Genomic DNA, 17,417 nt, shown 5'->3' with positions numbered 1-17,417 from the left:
TCACATTTAATATAAAGTATGACATATTTTACGGGACGTTTTTAGAAATTATTGTTTTCTTGTGGAAATTTGTCTACACTATAAAAGGTATAAATATCGTACGAGGAAAGGATGTCACATAATGACACAACAGTTGGATCAGTTAGCAATTAACGCAATCCGTACACTATCAATCGACGCAGTAGAAAAAGCAAATTCAGGTCACCCTGGTTTACCAATGGGTGCTGCACCTATGGCCTATACTTTATGGACGAAACATTTACGCCATAACCCGCAAAACCCTAATTGGTTTAATCGCGACCGTTTTGTATTATCAGCTGGACATGGTTCCATGCTTTTATATAGTTTATTGCATCTAGGTGGCTACGGATTAGAGATGGAAGAGATCAAAAACTTCCGTCAATGGAATTCAAAAACACCGGGACATCCTGAATATGGTCATACAGTTGGTGTGGAAGCGACAACTGGTCCATTAGGACAAGGTATTGCAATGTCAGTAGGTATGGCTATGGCTGAACGCCACTTGGCAGCAACATACAACAAGCCAGGTAAAGACATTGTAGACCACTACACATTTGCACTATGCGGTGATGGAGATTTAATGGAAGGTGTCGCTGCAGAAGCAATTTCTCTTGCAGGCCACTTGAAATTGGATAAATTAATTGTACTATATGATTCAAATGACATTTCACTTGATGGTGATTTAGAAAAGTCATTTTCGGAAAACATCCAAAAACGTTTCGAATCATACGGCTGGAACTATTTAAAAGTTACAGACGGTACAGATATTGCGGAAATTAATTCAGCAATTGAAAAAGCGAAACAAAATACTGGCGGTCCAACTGTAATTGAAGTGAAAACTGTTATCGGTTTTGGTTCTCCTAACAAATCAGGCAAAGCAGATTCACATGGTGCGCCACTAGGTATTGATGAAGTTACTTTAACAAAAGCTGCATATGCTTGGGAGCACGAGCCATTCTTCGTCCCAACTGAAGTATATGATACATTCAAAGCGGCAAGCGAAGTACAAGGTGTACAAGCAGAAGCAGCATGGAATGAATTATTCGAAAGCTACAAAAACGAATATCCGGAGCTGGCAGCACAATTTGTCAACGCAATGGAAAATAAATTACCGGAGAACTTTGCTTCTGAATTACCTGTATATGAAGCAGGTACAGCAGTAGCTACCCGTTCATCTTCTGGTGATGCAATCAATGCAATTGCAAAAACAACACCATCATTCTTCGGTGGTTCCGCGGACTTGGCAGGCTCAAATAAAACTACAATTAAGGGCGCTGGCGATTTCTTTGCTGAAACACCGGAAGGCCGTAACATTTGGTTTGGTGTTCGTGAATTTGCAATGGGTGCTGCGCTGAACGGTATGGCGTTACATGGCGGTTTAAACGTATTTGGCGGTACTTTCTTTGTATTCTCTGACTATGTACGTCCAGCAATTCGTTTATCTGCACTAATGGGATTGCCTGTAACATATGTATTTACACATGACTCAATTGCTGTAGGTGAAGATGGTCCTACACATGAGCCAGTCGAGCATTTAGCATCATTACGTGCAATGCCGAATCTTTCAGTAATCCGTCCTGCAGATGCAAATGAATCTGTAGCAGCATGGAAATTAGCTGTAGAGAGCAAATCAACGCCAACTATTTTAGTGTTGTCGCGTCAAAACTTGCCGGTATTGGATGTTGCAACAGAAACAGTATACGAAGGTGTTGAAAAAGGCGCTTATATTGTTTCACCTTCATCTAAGGAAACTCCGGATGCCCTGTTAATTGCAACAGGTTCTGAAGTTGGCTTGGCAGTAGAAGCGAAAAAAGCATTGCTTAAAGAAGGAATTGACGCATCTGTTATATCGATGCCATCAATGGACCGTTTTGAAAAACAGTCGAAGGAATATAAAGAATCTGTATTACCAAAAGCTGTGACAAAACGTTTAGCAATTGAAATGGGTGCATCACTTGGCTGGCATAAATATGTTGGCTTTGAAGGAGATGTATTGGCAATCGATAAATTTGGTGCATCGGCTCCGGAGAAAATTGTGTTAAAAGAATACGGCTTCACAGTAGAAAATGTAGTTGCGAAAGTAAAAGCACTTTAATTCGAAGTTCAAAATGTCACTTGTCTACTATGGCAAGTGGCTTTTTTTATTTCTATATCAGTCGGAACCGCGGTAAAATGTTGAGAGTGAGAAGAAAAAAGCTTTGGCAAAAGGGATAATTTCAGATACAATATGCCGTAGAAATAATTGGATAACGTGCGATTTTACTTAAGGAATGGTACGATGATAAAGAAATATGGAATTATCAGATGAAGGATGTGGATGAATAATGACAGCAGAAAATAAGCAAAAAGAAATTACTACATATATCGAACAGACACTTTTTTTCCTATCGAATAAAGCGGACCTTGAAAAATTCCAAACAATGCTTCAAAAAAATATTGATGAAAAAAGAGCTTCCTCCACGTCAACGACTGATTTTTATGATCGATTAATGTTAAATATTGCGTATTACGTGGAAAATAAAATGGCATGGACAGATCTTGTTCGGGAAACATTCAATTCAGGAAAAGTGCCACCCGTTTCTTATATCGAAAATGAACTGCTGGCACAGCAAATGCAAATCCGCAACAGTGTCGGAGAAAAAATGGACGATTACAAGAAAGCATTCCATCAGCAATATGAAGCATTAAAAGTAGAAGATGGAGATGTGATATACGATTATGCCTATGCATCCGTGGAGCATGCATACCGTATTGATTTTTTAACAGTTGCCTGTGCTAAAAATGCACATATTTTAACAGAAGGCGATATTGAGGAAACAATCAAAATGCTGGATGGCTATATGGCTTATTACACGGATCAGCTTGTCAATAAAATGACGCTTTCTTAAAAGGAGATATAAAATGAACACACCATTTAATTATTTACACAAAGCACCTAAAGCAGATGCGGATAAGCAACCTGCGATTTTCTTGCTGCATGGGTTAGGGAGCGATGAAAACGATTTAGTGCAACTTGTTGATTCATTTTCAACAAATTGCCATATTTTTAGTTTGCAAGGACCGATTAAACATCGTCCCGGCTATGCTTTTTATACATTTGAAGAAGAGGGTAAACCGAATCGTGCAATCTTTGATAAAGTGCTGAAAGGTATTGAATTATTTATTAAAGAAGCTATTTGGGAATTCAATTTGGATGAACAGCAAATTTATGTTGTCGGCTTCAACCAGGGGGCAGCGATGGCACAGTCTCTTGCGATGGTGATGGGCAATGCGATTCGTGGAACAGCAGCATTAAGCGGTTATTTACCGGAATTCGCTGCGCTTGAATACAGTAAAAAAACAATGGACGAATCTAAAATCTTTATTTCTCACGGTGAATATGATTATGATTTTCCGATTGAATGGGCAGAGCATGCCGTCCGTTTTTTCAATGACTATGACACGGATGTTACATTCAGAACATATCCGGTAGGTCATGGAGTGAGCGAGCAAAATCTACATGATTTAATCGCATTCTTATCAAAAGATTTACCGAACACTATAAACTAAGAAAACAGCTGAGGGAAGGTAATTAATTCCCGTCAGCTGTTTTTTTAGTGTCCAGCAATTGTTCTGCTTCGGTAATAGACATCGGTTTATAGAAGTAATAGCCTTGACCAGCAGGACAGCCAAGTTGTTGAAGCATCGCCAATTGTTCTTCGGTTTCAATTCCTTCGGCAATAGGGCGCATTTGAATATTTTTCGCCAATTGAATGATCGTTTGTACGATGGCATACATCCCGGGTTCATTCATTGCACTAACAAAACTGCGGTCAATTTTGATTTCAGAAAAAGGCAACTGCGGCAAATAACTTAATGAAGAAAAACCGATTCCAAAATCGTCGATTGAACACTCAATACCCATAAGCCTTAGTTGATTTAAAATCTCTTTTGCATTTTTAAAGTCCACCAATTCAATGCTTTCCGTTACTTCCAACTTTATATAATGCGGCGGGACATTATATTGATAAAATATATCCCTTATATTTTGCAGAAAATCCGGATCGTAAAAATGGTCCGGCGATATATTGAGTGCAATCGGTAAAATCTTTTTGTTTTCATTTATACGATTTTGAAGCCAGACAAGGATCTGCTTGAAATTCAGTAAATCAATCGCTTTAATCTTCCCGGTTTGTTCTGCGATCGGGATATATTTTACCGGTGAAATAAAACCAAGTTTGCTTGAGTTCCATCGAGATAGTGCTTCAAAACCCTCCACTTCAATCGTTTGGAAGTTAATTTTAGGCTGCAAATAGACTTCGAACTCCTCATGTTGCAGCCCATAGGCCAATTGATTGAGAATATCCATTTCCTCAGTCAATTGTTTCGTACTATTATCTTCGTAAATAGAATAGCTAGTCCCAGTTCGTTTCTGTGCATTGGATAAGGCGATATCCGCCTGATGGATGCTCTGCTCGACCGTCACTGATTGATTAAAGTTTGTATAGCCGATTTTTAATGTAATGTAGATTTCGTTCCCGTCGACTTTATAAGGCATTTGTGTCAAAGATTCAAGATGCTGATTACAGTCAAGGAAACACCCATTATCGCTTACTTTTCCTAAAATGAGCGAATTTGAAAAACGAGAAATTAGTGTATCACCATGTGCGAAATCAATTTCCATACGATCTGCCACTTGTCGCAGTATATCGGCACCTGCATTTCTTCCGTATAAATCGACAACCTTATTAAACTCAGTAGGGTGAAGGATGGCGACAACTCCTGATTCGCCGGCATTTATCCATTCTGATAATTCAGATTTAAAATAATGAAGGTTTGGTAAATTTGTTTCAACATCAAAAAAGGCAAGTCTGCTAAGCTCAATTTTTTGTTCGGCATATTTAATGGCTAATTGAATCAGCAGAGCCAAACGGTTTAAATAATTGATATCGATTTGCTTTAACTCTGTTGCATCCTGATTGAACAGGGTCAAAATGCCACTAACTTCATTTTGCGGAGTTAATATGGGCTTTGTCCATGAGCCTTGAACATAATTAAGATTCCAACAGTTGAAAAGTTCTCTGTGCTGTACTTTGTCTGTAAAGTCCTTTAAATAAACTGCGTTCGAATTCAGACCGGTATTAGGCGAAATTTCCAATATATCAAGTACATTAATAATCTGTAATGGCAATGAATGTGTGCCTAACGATTTAATTTCACAATTTTCACCGAAAATATGTATGGCACAATAAACATCGCGAATATAGAATAGTTCAATTTTCTCAGTAATTAAATTTAAAATCGATTGCAGATTGTCTTCATGATCGATTGCTTCATACACTTCATGCTCCAATTTATAAACCATTTTATTTAACTCTGCTTCTGTTGTATCTTCGCAAGTTAATAAAATATATTGAATGACATTATCATCATTCCGAATCGGATGCAGTGTAATCGAGTTCCAAAAAGCGGATCCTTCTTTCATATAGTGCAAAATCGTAAACTTTTTTGCTACACCTGATTTTAAATGTAAATTTAATTCTTCAATTGAAGTTTGGTTTGTTCTGTGACCATTCAATATGTTGATATTTTGATGGAGCAATTCATGCATTTCAAAAGATGTAAATTTCAAAAAATGTGGATTAGCATGTAAAATAGATAAGTTTTCATCATTTATATCAATGATGAGCGATCCTTTCGAAAGCTGGTTACTTAAGGTTTTTAGCCAATTAAATAAGCGGTCTTTTGATAGGGGTATAAATTGATCAATGGTCATTCTAACTTCCCCTTTAAAAAAGTATTGTGTTAACTAAAGTATAACAAAATTCCTATGAATTTAAAGTGAGATTATATTAATATAAATATTTCCCTTTTATTTGAGTCTAAAGTACATAATGAATAATAGATTTTATTAACTATTTTAACGCAAAAAAAAGAAACTAGTAAATACGAATTTACTAGTTTCGGTAAACATTATTTTCGGTACTCATCGATTTTTGAAGTGATTTTATCTTTAACTTCAGCAGCTCTTTCCTGTGCCTCGCCTTTAAGCTGATCTCGCTGGCCATCCACTTGTAGTGAGGGATCATTTGTATTTTTACCGATTTCTTCCTTAACTTCGCCTTTAATTTTATTGGCTGCGCCTTTTAGTTTATCTGTAAATCCATTTGACATAATATGACCTCCTAAAAGTTTAGATGGTATTTATATTCCCTCATACATTAATACTAAACAAAGGGTTTATTGTGTATAAATTTTATAAAAGTGATGAAGGGTGTCCTGCCCATCTTCTTCTACAAGTGTCTGCCCATCCAATTGCATGGTTACTTTTGTTTTGGTTTCATCGATTGTGTCACTGATAAATAAAAGAATGACTTCTACTTGGCCGTTTTCTTGTAAGCGCTCTTTTTGGCTCGCAGAAAATGAATGTTGTGTAAATAGGCCGTTATTTTGCCAAGTGCCTGTAATTTTCAACTGCTGTGTTTCACCGCTATCGTCATATTCCCATTGGACATCGCGTAATATAGTCTTAAATAAATCGTTAATAGTAAAAGAATGATTGTTGAATTCAATTTCAGTAGCTCGAATAGAATGGACATCGATTGAAATTGCTGAAGCTGCTTCATCTGCCTTTGAACTAATACCTGATGCCGCCTTTTTTAAGTCTGCTACCGTATCTCCACATCCAGCCAATAAAATTGAAATAGATAATAATAAACTATATTTCCTCATTAGAGTCCCTCCAATGCTGTCATTCCATCCATCTTACTAAATTGACTGGAAGGATTCGCATCAATTTTCAAAAAGATTGTGAAAAAATTGTAACAGTTTGTTAATTAGTGAACTAAAGGAGTCCTCTTTCAAAATATTTGCATTGTCTGTTTCTGAATAACGTTCGCAACTCTGGGTATGATTAGAAATAGATATGAATCGATTGCATGGCGCTGAATAGTCCATCATCTAATAATTGAAAGTGAGTGATTTAAATGCGGATTAGTGATGAGTTGCTAGACAAACTTGGAATTTACTTTGTTTATCATGAAGTGTATAACAAATATGGCATTACTTTTGAAAGCTTTGTGGATCGTTGGACAAGAGGGATTTTGGAAATTTGATTTTGCAGAATCATGCAGGATTCAGAAGTATTAATAGAAAATAAATTCATTTTACATGATGAAAAAGGATGCGACCTAATTAAGGATGCATCTTTTTTCTATTTTCATTTTGGGGAAAGTTGTATACGATGAAACCATCTACATAAATTTCAAAGGAGAACAGACAATGAAAGTACGGGAAATGGGTATTACGATTGGACAATTGCCTCCAGGGGATAAAAACTGCATCACCGATATAGATGGTGTAAGTGTCGGACATGTAACATTGGATTATGCACTAAATGATTCAGGTGATGCTGCCTGTACCGGCGTAACAGCTATTTTACCGCATCGCGGCAATCTATTTCGGGAAAAGGTGACAGCAGCCAGTTATATATTAAACGGCTTCGGGAAAACAACCGGGCTTGTTCAAGTAGATGAACTCGGCGTAATCGAGTCACCGATTATGCTCACCAATACATTCGCTGTGCCGAATGTATCACAGGGGACACTTCAATATTTACTTGAACAAAACGAAGAGATTGGAATTTCTACCGGGACAGTCAATATCGTTGTCGGTGAATGTAATGATAGTCATTTAAACTCCATCCGCCATTTTCCAGTTAAACCTGAGCATGCTATTGAAGCAATCCAGCAAGCTAAAACAAACAACGTTGAAGAGGGCGCTGTTGGAGCAGGAAAAGGGATGGTTTGCTTCGGCTATAAGGGAGGAATTGGCAGCTCGTCACGCATTGTCGAAGATAAGGCTGGCCAAAAATATATGGTTGGATGTCTCGTATTGAGTAATTTTGGAAAGGCGAGCGAATTTTTAAAAGAAAGATATACGGTTACCGCTGACAACGAGAAGTCGACAATTAGCCCTACAGATGGCTCTATTATTATCGTAATAGCGACAGATGCCCCATTAAGCAGCCGCCAGCTGAAACGAGTTATAAAACGTTGCGGGATAGGGTTAGGAAGAACAGGCAGTCACTTTTCCCATGGAAGCGGGGATATTGTCATTGGATTTACAACAGCTCGAAAAATACAGCATCACTGCGATGAAGAACTGGAAAGTCGCCGACAGATAAGAGAAGATCATGACGTCATGAACACATTATTTATGGCAGCAGCCGAAGCGACAGAAGAAGCGATTCTGAATTCTTTGTCGCAAGCTACAACTACAACTGGAAGAAATAACAATACCGTCCAAAGTTATAATTTTGTCGAATAATGTATTTTTTAGTTTGCTAAATTAAATACCTTCATTCAGCCTTTTACATAGCTCCTATGTAGAAGGCTGTTTTCTTATGAAAATATAATATCTATTGGAATGATATGTTTTAAATATCGCTGTATATCAAAGGTTTTGGAGATTTATACTTCAATTATATTATTTTAAAAACTATTAGAAAAAACTTCCACAATCGAAATAAGTATGGTATTTTATTAATAATAAACAGAAGACTGAAAAATCTAAATCTTTAAAAATATTATTCTACACTGATGAATGTCGTGGAAGTTGAAAGGAGTATCGAAAAAATGAGAGTTTACATAAGTGCCGATATCGAAGGGATTACGGGCACAACGGTTTGGAGTGAAACTGAACTGAACGCTCCGGATTATGCGCAGTTTCAAAAACAGATGACAAAAGAAGTGCTTGCGGCAATTGAAGGTGCATTTGCAGGCGGTGCTACCGAGATTTTACTGAAAGATGCACATGATTCCGGACGAAATATCCTTATTGAAAACTTACCTGAAAACGTAAAAATCATTCGAGGCTGGACACAAGAACCAATGTGCATGGTTGCGGGTTTGGACAGCAGTTTCGATAGGGCGATTTTTATTGGCTATCACAGTGAAGGCGGCAGTGAGAAAAACCCCCTTGCCCATACACTTAGCTTGTTGGCAGATGTCAAAATAAACGGGGAATATGCAAGTGAATTTTTAATAAATACATATGCAGCAGCCCTCCACGATGTGCCGGTTGCTTTTGTCAGCGGAGATCAGGCATTAACGGAGCATATCGCCGGTTACAATGATCAAATTGTCACATTCGCGACAAAAGAGGGAGTCGGCCATGCAACAATTAATGTAAGTCCGCAAACGACATTGAAAAAGACGAAACTACTTGTAGAACAGGCAATGAAAATTGAGCGAACAAAGCTTCAAATAGAATTGCCGAAGCATTTCACAGTAGAAATTATTTATAAGGATCATATTAAGGCATACCGGAATTCATTTTATCCAGGTGCAACATTTAAACCGCACAATACAGTCCGGTTCGAAACAAACGATTATTTTGAAGTGTTGAGACTGTTACAATTTTTAACATAAAGCAGGTGAATTTATGAAAATATCAAAAGTTGAGGTAGGGCTTGTCGAGGCTCCTCTTATTACTCCGTTTAAAACAGCACTGCGCACAGTACATAGTATACGAAATATCGCCGTCTTTATTTATACGGATAATGGACTAATCGGCATCGGGGAAGCTGCGCCGACCCATGTCATTACAGGCGAGACTCTTTCATCGATCCGCTATGCAATTGAAGAAGTGATAGCACCATCGATTATTGGAATTGAAATTGATGAAATTGCGCTGCTTTGTCAACGGGTCGATTCTTGTCTCTACCAAAATACGAGTGCTAAAGCGGCGGTCGAAATCGCGCTTTATGATTTATGGGCGAAACAATACAATGCTCCCCTTTATAAATTGCTGGGGGGTTACCGAAAGAACATTACAACGGACATTACGATTAGTGTGAATGGAATGGATGAAATGGTGAAAGACAGTTTAGCAGCTGTAAAACGGGGCTTTTCTATTTTAAAAGTGAAAGTCGGGAAAAATCCGGTTGAAGATGTGGAACGTGTTATAGCTATTCGAAAGGCAGTAGGTCCAGATGTTACGTTAAGAGTTGATGCCAACCAAGGATGGACAGCAAAAGAAGCTGTAAAAATTATTGGACAGCTTGAAGACAAAGGCGCGGATATCGAGCTCGTTGAACAGCCTGTACACTACAGTGATATTAAAGGCATGCAATATGTGACCAGCAATACGTATACAAATATTTTGGCGGACGAAAGTGTATTTTCTCCAAAGCAAGCGATCGAGGTCATTGAAAAGCGGGCCGCGGATTTAATAAATATAAAGCTGATGAAAACAGGGGGCATTTCAAAAGCACAGCAAATCAACCATATTGCAGAGGCAAATGGTGTCGCTTGTATGATTGGCTGTATGCTTGAAACAAAAATTAGTGTCAGTGCAGCTGCGCATTTTGCAGCAGCGAGCAAAAATGTCACAATGGTCGATCTGGATGGACCAAGTTTGTGCAGTGAAGATCCAATTGAAGGGGGGCCGATTTTCAAAGGGGAAAATATTCAGATGGCCGATGCTCCCGGTATCGGGTTATTAATAGAAGCTTATTTAGCTAGATAGGAAAGAGAAATGGGGGAAATAACTTTGAAAAAATCTTTGTTAGCGTTACTTTGTATGTTTGTACTCGTACTGGCAGCATGTGGTGATTCATCGGAATCTGGTGAAACATCGGAATATCGAACAGTGTATTCCGGCGAAATTAAAACGCTGAACTATTTAAAAACAGCAGAAACAAATGAATTTGCATTATCAGCGAATTTAGTAGAAGGATTAATTGAATATGACCAATACGGCGTCGTTAAGCCAGGATTAGCAGAAAGCTGGGAATCCAATGAAGACGCGACTGTATGGACATTCAAACTTCGTGATGATGTGAAGTGGGTGGACCATGAAGGTAAAGATGTAGTAAATGTTGTAGCACAGGACTTTGTAGATGGTTTAAATTATGTGCTTGATGCGAAAAACGAATCTTCGACAGCGTGGATTGCAACAGTCGTGAAAAACGGTGATGCTTTCTACAATGGCGAATTGACGGATTTCTCGCAAGTAGGTATTAAAGCGATTGATGAAACAACGCTTGAATATACATTGGAAGCACCGACACCGTACTTTTTATCGATGCTGAACTATGTATGTTTCTTCCCGGTAAACGGGGAGTTCCTAGCTGAAAAAGGTGATGCGTTCGGAACGACTCGCGAGAATATTTTATATAATGGCGCATATATTTTAGATAAATTCGAACCTCAGAATGAGCGTGTACTTGTGAAAAACGACGCCTACTGGGATAAAGAAACAGTGAAAATCGATCGTATCCGCTATAAGTACAATAAAGAAGCAGCAACAGTTGCACCAGAACTATTCTTGCGTGATGAGATTGATGGGGCATTAATTCCGACATCAATTTTGGATGAATGGTTAAACAGTGATGACAAAAAAGATTTAGTACGCCAAAACACAAATAACTTCTACTCATACTTCTATGCATTAAACTTTGATCCGCAATATGATGCAGAGTATGAACCTGAAAACTGGAAAGTGGCCGTTAACAATAAAGATTTCCGTAAATCGCTTTATCACGCGCTTGATCGTGTATCGGCGATGTTAACAATCGAGCCTTACAATCCACAAGATCTATTGTCTAATACAATTACACCAAAGAACTTCGTGGATGTTGAAGGTGTAGATTACACAATGCTTGATCCATTAAAAGCAATTACCGAAACAGATTCATTTAACAAAGATTTAGCGCTTGAACATAAAGAGGCGGCATTGGCTGCATTAGCTGGTAAAGCAACATTCCCGGTAAAGGTATTGTTACCTTACAACTCTGGTTCACCGGAATGGGCAAACCGTTCACAAGTAGTGGAACAGCAGCTTGAAAACCTTTTAGGTGCTGATTACATCGATGTGGAGCTATATGCAGGTCCTGCAACAGGGTTCCTTGGTGAAGTACGTCGCCCTGGTAAGTTCTCAATAATTGAAGCAAATTGGGGTCCGGACTTTGCTGACCCGTCAACGTATACAGATCCATTTACAGAAGGCGGAACATATAACAAGCCGGAAATGGCAGAAGGTTATAACAGTGAATACAACAAGCTAGTCGAAGCTGCAAAAGCAGAAGTAGATCCGGCGGTACGTTATGAGTTATTTGCGAAAGCAGAGGCATTTTTAATTGAGGAAGCATTTGTTATTCCGTACGCTGTTGGCGGCGGTGGTTATACTGCTTCAAAATTAAATCCATTTGAATCACAATATTCGCCATTTGGTGTTACATCCGAGAAGTTTAAAGGTCAGTCTATCCTAGAAAAGCCAATGAGTAATGAAGAATTCAAGTCTGCTAAAGAAGCATGGGAAAAAGAGCGTGCGGAAGCTTTAGCAAACACTTCTAATTAATACGAAGGCATTTTAAATGGAGGTAGATTAGGAGATGACAGGATGTTTCTGCATCTCCTTTCTGCTTTTATATTTCATTATTGCGGATATCACGGATTCAATAAAAAGTATTTGGCGCTAGCGACAAACCGATCCGGACGTCATTACGCCGAGGAATTACTGAGGAGGGAACGTGTTTGTTAAAGTATATTGCGAAACGATTCGCGCAATCCATATTGACGTTATTTATCATCGTGACAATAGTTTTCTCCCTGTTACGATTAATGCCTGATGAAGGCTATTTAGGTGCAGCAGCAGAAAAAATGTCGCCTGAGCAACAGGAAATCTATTTAACAAATCTTGGCTTACGGGATCCGTTGTTAGTCCAACTAAAAAATTTCTACGTCGACCTTGTTCAAGGCGACTTAGGGAAATCGATTACATACCGTACAGACGTACCAGTACTTGACATTATTCAAGATAAAATGATGTATTCCATAATATTCGGATTAGGAGCTGTAGCGCTCTCATTACTAGTTGGTGTACCGCTGGGCATTTTGATGGCCCAGTTTAAAGGGCGCTGGCTCGACAGGCTCGGCACAGGCTATATCGTTATTGTTGTGGCGGTACCGGCGATGGTTTATTTCCTCATGATTCAAATGTATATTTCGGAATGGTTCAATTTGCCGATGCTGTTTGATGAATACAATCCACGGAGTTTTATTTTACCGTTAATCTGTTTGGCCCTTGGTCCGATTGCTTCATATGCAATGTGGATGCGACGCTATATGGTGGATGAGCTGAACAAGGATTATATTAAGCTCGCACGGGCAAAAGGTGTGACAGAGCGTACGATTATGTTCCGCCATGTGATGAGAAATGCCTTCATACCGATGGCGCAATATTTACCGGCAACGATTTTATTTACGATCACCGGTTCGATTTATATTGAATCATTATTTTCGATTCCAGGTATGGGTGGATTGCTCGTAGATGCGATTCAGCGCCAGGATAACAATGTCGTACAAGGATTGGTGCTTGTATTTTCTGCACTCGGGATTATTGGATTAATTTTAGGGGATTTACTGATGGCAATTGTTGACCCTCGAATTAAACTAGGGAAAGGGGACAGTGTACGCTAATGGGAATTTTCACGAAAGAAATTCAGAATATTTCAGAAAAATCGACAGAACAGCTGCATGATCACATGTTTGACTTTGCCGCTGTCGATGATGCAAAAGCGGAAGAAACAGCTTATTCCAATTACTCTTATTGGCGTTCGACCTTCCGCTCCTTTAGGAAAAATAAAATTGCTGTATTTTTGCTCGTCTTTGTCATCGTCTTGATTGCATTTACATTTGTCCAACCTTATTTGCCAGATCAGAAATCGCCGACTCAAATTTATTTAAATCCGGACACAGGAATGCAGGACCGGAATGTCGCTCCGAATGATGAATACATTTTTGGGACAAACTCCATCGGTCAGGATTTATGGTCCCGAATTTGGGAAGGGACAAGAACATCCTTATTTATCGGATTTGCTGTAGCGATTATCGAAGTTCTGATCGGTTTTACAGTTGGGGCTTTATGGGGCTATTCGCGGAAACTCGAGACACCGATTACCCAGCTATACAATATCGTGGATAATATTCCGACAACGATCGTGCTGATTTTAATGGCGTATATTTTACGACCTGGCGTATCGACGATTATTATCGCCATGTGTATAACAGGCTGGGTTGAAATGGCGCGTTTCCTGCGAAATCAGATTGTCATATTGCGTGACCGTGAGTACAATCTGGCATCTAAAACTTTAGGAACACCAGGCTATAAAATCATCTTGAAAAACCTGCTCCCATATCTGATTTCGGTTATTATGCTGCGAATGAGTTTAGCAGTACCTGCTGCAATTGGTGCGGAAGTATTTTTAACATATATCGGCCTTGGATTGCCGGTTAGTGAACCATCATTAGGAAACTTGATCAATGAAGGACGGGTACTGATGATGTCACCGGATTTACGTTATCAGCTTATTTTCCCAAGTATCGTGCTGAGTGTCATTACGATTGCCTTTTATATTATCGGGAATGCATTTGCAGATGCGGCAGATCCGAAAAATCACGTTTAAAGAGGAGGGCGTTATATGGAACAGGAAAAAATATTATCCATCGAAAATCTAGTTATAAAATTTAAACTGCGTGGACAAACATTGACGGCTATCCGTGATATTTCGCTCGATTTATATAAAGGGGAAAGTCTAGCAATCGTAGGCGAATCAGGTTCGGGGAAATCAGTGTTAGTAAAGTCGATCATGGGTCTGCTTGATAAAAACGGCTATATTGCGGATGGACAAATCCACTTTGACGGTCATGATTTATCAAAATTTAAAACAGAGGCGGACTGGCTGAAAGTTCGCGGCAAAAAAATCGCCATGGTTACACAGGACCCGATGACATCGCTTAATCCGCTGAAAACAATCGGAAAACAAATCGAAGAAAGTGTCGTGCTGCATCAAGGGTTAAAAGGAAATGATGCGTATGAAAAAACATTGCAGCTGCTCCGGGATGTAGGGATACATGATGTTGCGCGCCGCTATAAGCAATACCCGCATGAATTTTCCGGCGGGATGCGTCAGCGGATCGTGATCGCGATTGCTGTTGCCTGCAACCCGCAAATCCTAATATGCGATGAGCCGACAACGGCACTTGATGTTACGATACAGGCACAGATCCTGCAATTATTAACAAATTTGCAGGAGAAGTATTTGCTGTCGACAATTTATATTACGCATGATTTAGGAGTCGTTGCAAAAGTCGCGGATCGGATTGCAGTAATGTATGCAGGGGATATTATTGAAGTTGGACAAACGGAGGAAGTATTTTTTGACGCGAAACATCCGTATACTTGGGCATTGATTTCGTCACTTCCCCAATTAGGAAATAAAGGCGAAGAGTTGTATTCGATCAAAGGAACACCACCGAACTTATTTAAAGAAATTAAAGGGGATGCGTTTGCTCCGAGGAATCAGTATGCACTCAAAATCGACTTTGTTGAACGTCCGCCTTTTTTCAAAGTGACCGATACCCATTATGCACGCACATGGCTGCTTGATCCAAAGGCACCGAAAGTAGAGCCCCCAGAAGTGTTGCAAGCCTTTTTCGCAGAAGGGAGACAATATGCAAATGACTAAAAATAAAAAAGAAAAACTGATTGAAGTGAAAAATATCGATATCGTTTTTGGACAAGGGAAAAAGCAGTTCAAAGCGGTAGATAATGTGAGCTTCGATATATATAAAGGTGAAACATTCGGGCTTGTAGGGGAATCCGGTTCGGGAAAAACGACAATCGGCCGTGCGATTATGCGCATCAACCCGATAACAAACGGAGAAATTCTATTCCATGGAACCCCGATTAATGGCCGTATTTCCAGTGCATGGGACCGTGAAATTACACAAAAAATCCAAATGATTTTCCAGGACCCCGGCGCATCATTAAATGAGCGGGCAAAGGTTGACTATATAGTATCTGAAGGTCTGATCAATAATAAAAGATACAGCAATGAACAGGAACGGATCGATAAAGTAAAAAAAGCATTACTGGAAGTCGGACTGCTGCCGGAATTTGCTTCTCGTTTCCCGCATGAGTTTTCCGGCGGGCAGCGTCAACGGATCGGCATTGCCAGAGCTCTTGTTATGGAACCGGAATTTATCGTAGCGGATGAACCGATATCTGCACTGGACGTTTCGATTCGTGCCCAAGTATTGAACTTATTGTCCAGCTTACAGGAGCATCGTGATTTGACGTATTTATTTATCGCACATGATTTATCGATTGTCCGCTTTATTACAGATCGGACGGCGGTCATTTATAAGGGGAAAATCGTTGAACTGGGTGAAACGGAAAAGCTGTTCAACAATCCGCTGCATCCTTACACGAAAGCATTACTGGCAGCTGTTCCAGAACCGAATCCGTTAAAAGAGCGCAGAAAAAAGCTGCAAGTGTATGATCCGACTGTCCATCAGTATGAAATGGATCCACCTGAGTTTGTTGAAATTGAAGAAGGACATTTCGTATTGGCCAATCAAGAGGAGCAGGCACAGTATCGGGCAGTGCTTGCCGGAAGTGGAGTGTAGAATATGGCAATGATAATTCCGAAGTCACTGAAAAAAGGCGATACTGTAGCATTAATCAGCGCATCTGGAGCAACACCTGAACATCGTATCGATCGGGCAATCCAGGCAGTGGAGAAACTGGGTTTCCATGTAGTTGTAGGGGAAACGTGCAAAGCGCGTCACGGTTATTTTGGAGGCAGTGATGAGCTGCGCGCCAAAGAATTGAATGACATGTTCCGGAATCCTGAAATAGACGGTATTTTTTGTATTCGCGGAGGTTATGGCGCGACACGGATTTTACCGATGCTTGATTTGGAGATGATTAAAGAAAACCCGAAAGTATTTGCCGGCTATAGTGATGTTACAGCACTGCATATTGTATTCAACCAGCAATGCGGCTTTATAACATACCATACACCGATGCCTTCAACAGAATTTATCCGACCTGAAATGGATGACTATACATGGGAGTACTTCCTCAACAGTGTGACGAATACAGGATGGAATGATTATTTCCTGGAAAATGCAAAAGACCAGAATATGAACACGGTTGTTCCCGGTAATGCAACAGGGGAATTAGCTGGAGGTAACTTAACACTGGTTGCAGCATCTTTAGGGACACCGTACGAGATTGATCTGAACGGCAAAATTCTATTTTTGGAAGACATCGATGAAAATGTGCAACGGATCGACCGGATGCTGACACAGCTTTCACTATCAGGTAAACTTCAGCAACTGTCGGGTATTTTGCTGGGTGCTTGGACGGATTGTGGGCCAATGGATGTAAATAACGCAGAAAATAATTTGAGTTTGGATACGGTATTTGAAGAAATTTTAGTGCCATTGAATATTCCAATAATAAAAGATGTAACATGTGGTCATGTACTGCCGACGATGTCATTGCCGCTTGGTAAAACCGTAACTATCGATGCGACGAATCATACTATTCGGGTTGTAGGTTAG

The 17,417-nt window shown here is 39.6% G+C and carries 15 protein-coding genes; 12 read left to right on the top strand and 3 right to left on the bottom strand.

Features of this window, described 5'->3' with window-relative positions; all coding sequences use genetic code 11:
- Nucleotides 1–121: 121 nt before the first annotated feature.
- The 3 genes from tkt (at nt 122) to MKZ25_RS12270 (ending at nt 3,570) form a co-directional block, all read left to right on the top strand.
- The gene (gene tkt, locus MKZ25_RS12280; RefSeq protein ID WP_340801756.1) at nt 122–2,116 is read left to right on the top strand and encodes a transketolase; all 1,995 of its coding nucleotides are present in this window, start codon (nt 122–124) and stop codon (nt 2,114–2,116) included.
- 229 nt (nt 2,117–2,345) lie between these two features.
- Nucleotides 2,346–2,909, top strand: coding sequence for a DNA helicase (locus tag MKZ25_RS12275; RefSeq protein ID WP_340801755.1), 564 nt, complete (start codon nt 2,346–2,348; stop codon nt 2,907–2,909).
- Between the two features lie 13 nt (nt 2,910–2,922).
- Nucleotides 2,923–3,570, top strand: a complete 648-nt coding sequence (locus MKZ25_RS12270) for an alpha/beta hydrolase (RefSeq protein ID WP_340801754.1) — start codon at nt 2,923–2,925, stop codon at nt 3,568–3,570.
- A gap of 22 nt (nt 3,571–3,592) precedes the next feature.
- On the opposite strand, the gene MKZ25_RS12265 is transcribed toward MKZ25_RS12270, so the two are convergent.
- The 3 genes from MKZ25_RS12265 to MKZ25_RS12255 all read right to left on the bottom strand — a co-directional run bounded on the left by MKZ25_RS12265 (nt 3,593) and on the right by MKZ25_RS12255 (nt 6,732).
- Complete coding sequence (locus tag MKZ25_RS12265; protein ID WP_340801753.1) at nt 3,593–5,776, bottom strand: sensor domain-containing protein; 2,184 nt, start codon at nt 5,774–5,776, stop codon at nt 3,593–3,595.
- Nucleotides 5,777–5,973: 197 nt separating this feature from the next.
- Nucleotides 5,974–6,174: a CsbD family protein gene (locus MKZ25_RS12260; RefSeq protein WP_340801752.1), complete on the bottom strand. Its 201-nt coding sequence runs from the start codon at nt 6,172–6,174 to the stop codon at nt 5,974–5,976.
- A 66-nt stretch (nt 6,175–6,240) separates the two neighbouring features.
- Complete coding sequence (locus tag MKZ25_RS12255; protein ID WP_340801751.1) at nt 6,241–6,732, bottom strand: 23S rRNA methyltransferase; 492 nt, start codon at nt 6,730–6,732, stop codon at nt 6,241–6,243.
- A gap of 549 nt (nt 6,733–7,281) precedes the next feature.
- Between MKZ25_RS12255 and MKZ25_RS12250 the strand changes: the two genes are divergently transcribed.
- The 9 genes from MKZ25_RS12250 (at nt 7,282) to MKZ25_RS12210 (ending at nt 17,417) form a co-directional block, all read left to right on the top strand.
- Complete coding sequence (locus MKZ25_RS12250) at nt 7,282–8,328, top strand: P1 family peptidase (protein WP_340801750.1); 1,047 nt, start codon at nt 7,282–7,284, stop codon at nt 8,326–8,328.
- Nucleotides 8,329–8,636: 308 nt separating this feature from the next.
- Nucleotides 8,637–9,431: a M55 family metallopeptidase gene (locus MKZ25_RS12245; RefSeq protein ID WP_340801749.1), complete on the top strand. Its 795-nt coding sequence runs from the start codon at nt 8,637–8,639 to the stop codon at nt 9,429–9,431.
- Between the two features lie 13 nt (nt 9,432–9,444).
- A complete protein-coding gene (locus MKZ25_RS12240) occupies nt 9,445–10,530 on the top strand; it encodes a dipeptide epimerase (RefSeq protein WP_340801748.1) in 1,086 nt (361 codons plus the stop codon).
- Nucleotides 10,531–10,584: 54 nt separating this feature from the next.
- Nucleotides 10,585–12,363 carry a peptide ABC transporter substrate-binding protein gene (locus MKZ25_RS12235; RefSeq protein ID WP_445326882.1) on the top strand — a complete coding sequence of 593 codons (1,779 nt, stop codon included), beginning with the start codon at nt 10,585–10,587 and terminating at the stop codon, nt 12,361–12,363.
- Nucleotides 12,364–12,539: 176 nt separating this feature from the next.
- Nucleotides 12,540–13,484 carry an ABC transporter permease gene (locus MKZ25_RS12230; protein WP_340801746.1) on the top strand — a complete coding sequence of 315 codons (945 nt, stop codon included), beginning with the start codon at nt 12,540–12,542 and terminating at the stop codon, nt 13,482–13,484.
- Nucleotides 13,484–14,470 (top strand): ABC transporter permease, encoded by a 987-nt coding sequence (locus MKZ25_RS12225; protein WP_340801745.1) that lies wholly within the window; start codon nt 13,484–13,486, stop codon nt 14,468–14,470. Before MKZ25_RS12230 ends, MKZ25_RS12225 begins: the two co-directional genes overlap by 1 nt.
- A gap of 15 nt (nt 14,471–14,485) precedes the next feature.
- Nucleotides 14,486–15,532 (top strand): ABC transporter ATP-binding protein, encoded by a 1,047-nt coding sequence (locus tag MKZ25_RS12220; protein ID WP_008407551.1) that lies wholly within the window; start codon nt 14,486–14,488, stop codon nt 15,530–15,532.
- Nucleotides 15,525–16,475, top strand: a complete 951-nt coding sequence (locus MKZ25_RS12215) for an oligopeptide/dipeptide ABC transporter ATP-binding protein (RefSeq protein WP_340803017.1) — start codon at nt 15,525–15,527, stop codon at nt 16,473–16,475. The genes MKZ25_RS12220 and MKZ25_RS12215 overlap by 8 nt, the downstream gene beginning before the upstream one ends.
- Before the next feature lie 3 nt (nt 16,476–16,478).
- The gene (locus tag MKZ25_RS12210) at nt 16,479–17,417 is read left to right on the top strand and encodes a S66 peptidase family protein (RefSeq protein ID WP_340801744.1); all 939 of its coding nucleotides are present in this window, start codon (nt 16,479–16,481) and stop codon (nt 17,415–17,417) included.

It is taken from the genome of Solibacillus sp. FSL W7-1464 (assembly GCF_038004425.1).
In the GTDB taxonomy this organism is placed as follows: domain Bacteria; phylum Bacillota; class Bacilli; order Bacillales_A; family Planococcaceae; genus Solibacillus.
Note: the sequence above shows the minus strand (reverse complement) of the source record. Positions and strands in the feature narration are given on the sequence as shown.

What these genes read in the sequence shown, in the direction of transcription:
- MKZ25_RS12250 (WP_340801750.1), top strand. Translation starts at nt 7,282, where the DNA reads ATGAAAGTACGGGAAATGGGTATTACGATTGGACAATTGCCTCCAGGG.
- MKZ25_RS12245 (WP_340801749.1), top strand. Translation starts at nt 8,637, where the DNA reads ATGAGAGTTTACATAAGTGCCGATATCGAAGGGATTACGGGCACAACG.
- MKZ25_RS12260 (WP_340801752.1), bottom strand. Translation starts at nt 6,174, where the DNA reads ATGTCAAATGGATTTACAGATAAACTAAAAGGCGCAGCCAATAAAATT.
- tkt (WP_340801756.1), top strand. Translation starts at nt 122, where the DNA reads ATGACACAACAGTTGGATCAGTTAGCAATTAACGCAATCCGTACACTA.
- MKZ25_RS12225 (WP_340801745.1), top strand. Translation starts at nt 13,484, where the DNA reads ATGGGAATTTTCACGAAAGAAATTCAGAATATTTCAGAAAAATCGACA.
- MKZ25_RS12255 (WP_340801751.1), bottom strand. Translation starts at nt 6,732, where the DNA reads ATGAGGAAATATAGTTTATTATTATCTATTTCAATTTTATTGGCTGGA.
- MKZ25_RS12270 (WP_340801754.1), top strand. Translation starts at nt 2,923, where the DNA reads ATGAACACACCATTTAATTATTTACACAAAGCACCTAAAGCAGATGCG.
- MKZ25_RS12235 (WP_445326882.1), top strand. Translation starts at nt 10,585, where the DNA reads ATGTTTGTACTCGTACTGGCAGCATGTGGTGATTCATCGGAATCTGGT.
- MKZ25_RS12215 (WP_340803017.1), top strand. Translation starts at nt 15,525, where the DNA reads ATGACTAAAAATAAAAAAGAAAAACTGATTGAAGTGAAAAATATCGAT.
- MKZ25_RS12275 (WP_340801755.1), top strand. Translation starts at nt 2,346, where the DNA reads ATGACAGCAGAAAATAAGCAAAAAGAAATTACTACATATATCGAACAG.
- MKZ25_RS12210 (WP_340801744.1), top strand. Translation starts at nt 16,479, where the DNA reads ATGGCAATGATAATTCCGAAGTCACTGAAAAAAGGCGATACTGTAGCA.
- MKZ25_RS12240 (WP_340801748.1), top strand. Translation starts at nt 9,445, where the DNA reads ATGAAAATATCAAAAGTTGAGGTAGGGCTTGTCGAGGCTCCTCTTATT.
- MKZ25_RS12220 (WP_008407551.1), top strand. Translation starts at nt 14,486, where the DNA reads ATGGAACAGGAAAAAATATTATCCATCGAAAATCTAGTTATAAAATTT.
- MKZ25_RS12265 (WP_340801753.1), bottom strand. Translation starts at nt 5,776, where the DNA reads ATGACCATTGATCAATTTATACCCCTATCAAAAGACCGCTTATTTAAT.